At 62.7% G+C, this 3,975-nt stretch carries 2 protein-coding genes; both read left to right on the top strand.

Annotated features, from left to right (window positions below):
• Positions 1-883: 1-phosphofructokinase (gene pfkB / locus AC1VTH_RS07140; protein ID WP_481335458.1), on the top strand; the 883-nt coding region annotated here is incomplete at its 5' end.
• A gap of 1,239 nt (positions 884-2,122) precedes the next feature.
• A partial coding sequence (locus AC1VTH_RS07145) for a hypothetical protein (protein ID WP_481335459.1) occupies positions 2,123-3,975 on the top strand: 1,853 nt, incomplete at its 3' end.

A 3,975-nucleotide genomic window follows, 5' to 3' on the forward strand; every position in this document is an offset into this window, starting at 1 on the left:
GTTCAACCCCTCGCTCGACTACATCGTTCGCGTCGACGACATGCGCCTGGGCGTCATCAACCGCACCGCCTACGAGCAGATCTTGCCCGGCGGCAAGGGCATCAACGTGTCCATCGTGCTGGGAAATCTCGGTCACAAGAGCCGCGCACTGGGCTTCCTTGCGGGCTTTACCGGCGACGAGATCGCCCGCCGCGTGGCCCAGGCGGGCGTCGACGCGGACTTCATCCATGTCGAGAGGGGCATGAGCCGCATCAACGCAAAGATCAAGAGCGCCGAGGAGACCGAGCTCAACGGCATGGGCCCCGAGGTCGCGGCCGTAGACGTTGACGCGCTCTTTGCCAAGCTCGACGCGCTGGCCGCGGGTGACACGTTGGTCGTCTCGGGCTCGGTGCCGGCCTGCCTTCCCAGCGACATGTACGAGCAGATCATGGCGCGCTTGGCCGGCCGCGGCGTGCGCATCGTGGTCGACGCCGAGCGCGACCTGCTCCGTCGCGTGCTGCCCTACCAGCCGTTCCTTGTGAAGCCCAACAACATCGAGCTGGGCGACATCTACGGCGCTGCGCTCAAGACCCGCGCCGACGTCGTGCCCTACGCGCGCCGCATGCAGCAGGGGGGCGCGAGGAACGTCCTCGTCTCGATGGCGGGGGAGGGCGGCGTGCTCGTGGCCGAGGACGGCTCCGTCTACGAGAGCCCGGCCGCGCGCGGCACCGTGGTCAACTCCGTGGGTGCGGGCGACTCGTGCGTCGCCGGCTTCCTGGCGGGCCTGGCCGAGACGGGCTCGTACGAGACGGCCTTCCGCATGGGCCTCTGCGCGGGGTCGGCCTCGGCGTTCAGCGACCACCTTGCCACCCGCGACGAGGTTGAGCAGCTCATGGCCCAGTAGTTCGGGGCGTGCCAAAGGCATCGCGGGCGCTTTCTTGTGCGAGAAGGACTGGCGTGTATGACGCCCCACATGGCGCGCGCTGCACGCAAATTGACCTCGTGCATTCTGCGTGACCCTTGGCTGCCTTGTGCTGCACGCGAATCGGCTTGGTGCATTCGGGGCCCCTTCTGCTTTGAGGGCGAGAAGGGCTGGCGTGCACATAAATGGGCGTTGTGCATTTGTCCGCTCATTTACGGAGAATGCACGACGCCGTATTTGGTGCAGCGTCCCGCGGCGCCGTCCTTCTCGGCAATGCACGAAGCCCGATAACGTGCAGCGCCTGGCTGCGTGCCCCGCTTGGGAATGCACGACGCCCGATAACGTGCAGCGCCCGGCACCGCCTGCGCAACACGCCGCCCCCGCGCCCGTGCCAACAGACCCGTCCCCAACGGCGCACGGCGCCGCACTTGCCACGCGCCGCCCGTACTCGCCCGCAACCAAAAGGTGCTGCGTCGCAACCACCGGAGATGCCAACAACGTCAAGGACTCGGCGTCCGTTCCGGCCGAGAAGCTCATTGCCGCCTGCAGCTTCCGCATCCCGGGGCTGGGCAACATCGCCATGTTCATGCAGTCCACCGAGGGCCTCGCCGTATGCGTGGCCGTGCCGGTGGCCGGTCCCCCTGGGAGCTGGCCGTTTTTTGTGCCATCAGCCCCATCCCCTTTGGCACGTGTTCCAAAGGGGACGGGGCAGACGCACGCGCCTCGACCGCCGTGCGTCATTCGCCCTCGTGCATCTGTCCCTACCCTTTTGGTGAATGCACAAGGCCGAATAAGGCGCAGCGCCCTGGCTCTGCGTCCTTCTCGGCAACGCAAGAGCTCGACTCGCATGCGACTGCCGCCTGCATGCGCAGCCTGCACGAGATGTGCCCTATCAGACTGGTTCCGATTGCGTGCAACGCGCCCGCGCGCTCCATAATTAGGGGGCGAGGTAGAGCAAGAGGCCGCAAGCCAAGTGCGTCCAAGTGCGTCCGCGTCGCCATGTGCCGCTGGCGGAGTCAGCGAATGGCGCTTCGACTCACTCTCTAAGCTGCGAAAACCTTCGTATGCGCGCGGTCGGCAGCCGGTTTACCGACCTTTTACGGAATCGCCCCTTTAATTTTCAGATGCGTTCAAGAATTGCTGGCTCGGGGGCTACAATTTCAAGCTGTATTGGTATCGCTAGTCAACTCATTCGAGACCCGAATGGCGAGAGGAGAACGTATGAGGAAGAGAAGGGCCGGGGGGGGCTTATTTGCCGCTATCGTAGCTGCCGTTCTCACCGCGACTGTTGGCTTTGCGCCTGCTCCGGCGCTTGCAGCCGGCAACGTCGTTGAGGTCAACGGCACCGGCTATGCCACGCTTCAGGAGGCGTTCGACAGCGCGTCCAACGGTTCCACCGTCAAGATGCTTGCCGACGTCGATCTGAGCGCTACTGCGGTTGTTGAGAAGAAGTCCGTGACTCTCAACATGAACGGCAAGACGGTTAACAACAGCAGTGACATATGGGGGGACACCGATTGGTCCCTCGTCTCTGTTCGCGATGGCGGTTCCCTCAAGATTACCGGCAACGGTTCTCTTATCGCCAAGGAAAACGACTGCTACGCGGTCGATGTCGAGGACGGTTCCTCCTGCACTATCGACAGCGGTAAGTTTGTCGGCAACATCCACGCCGTGTATGTATACGAGGGTTCGCTCGTTGTAAATGGCGGCATTTATTCCGTTCAGCAGAAGTACCCGCAGTCTGGTAAGGAAGACGGCTTCGTTCTGAACTGCTATGACGCGAACCGTGCGAGCGGTACCGCCACCATTGAGGTTAACGGTGGCACCTTCAGCAAGTTCAATCCTGCTGACTGCTGGGCCGAGGGCGAGCACACTAATTTCCTTGGCTATGGCGCCGCCTCCACCGATAACGGCGACGGCACCTATACGGTGAGCCAGCTCCCGCGTGTGGCCGAGGTCAATGGCAAGCGGTACGTCACCGTTGCCGAGGCTGTCGCGGCCGCCAGCTCTGGTGACACGGTTAAGGTTATCGCCAACAGCACCGAGTCGAACTTCATTAGGGTTAGTGACGGAAAGTCCGTCGTCGTCGATCTTGGCGGTAACACCATTAGCTTTGCCGCTAATAAGTATTTCTACGTTAACGGCGGTTCGCTTGAGCTTGTGGGCAGCGGGTCCGTTGTCGAGTCTGCGCCCAATTTCGGCGCCGTTTTGGTTAAGGGCTCGACCACCGATACCGGTTCTGCTTACTCTACCGTTAAGGTTGGCGAGAACGTGACGCTCGAGGGCTGGGCCCCGCTCTTCCTTGATCAGAACAGCAAGCATGCGTATGGCGTCGTTGCCGAGGTCGCCGGTAAGCTTGTCTCGCACAAGGATGGCTCGGGCGCTTCTGGCGCCGCTATCTACCTGAACGGCCAGGTTGCCGATGTTGAGGGCACCGTTCCTCAGATCACGATTGCCAACACCGCCGTTCTCGATGGTGGCGATGGCGAGGGCGTCTATGCCGCTGGCTACGCCAACTGGACTGTCAATGGTGGCAGCATCACTGGTGGCACGGGTTTTGAGCTACGCGCCGGTGCGCTCACGGTGAATTCCGGCTCGATTACGGGCACGTCTCAGCCGACTCGGGTCGATCCCAACGGTAACGGCTCCACCACCCAGGGTGCCGGTATCGCCGTGGCCCAGCACACCACCAAGCTCCCCACGAGCGTTGTGGTCAAGGGCGGCACGGTCTCTGGCTATAACGCCCTGTACGAGGCCAACCCGCAGAAGAACGATGCCACGGCCATCTCTAAGGTTTCCCTCTCCCTTGAGGGCGGCACATTTGTCTCCAACAACGGCGGCACCAATGCCGTCTACTCCGAGGACTGCACGGGCTTTGCCAAGGCCGGTCTCTACAACAGCGAGGTCGCCGCGAGCTATGTTGCTCCCGACTTCGTGTGCGTGCCCTCGGGCAACATGTTTGCGATTGCCAAGCCGCAGGAGCCCACGCCCAGCGAGGACGGTAAGACTAAGGGCAGCGTTGTTGCTACGGGTGTCGCTTCCATCGATAAGGATGCCGACAAGCTCGCCGAGAG

Source organism: Parolsenella sp. (assembly GCF_982402205.1).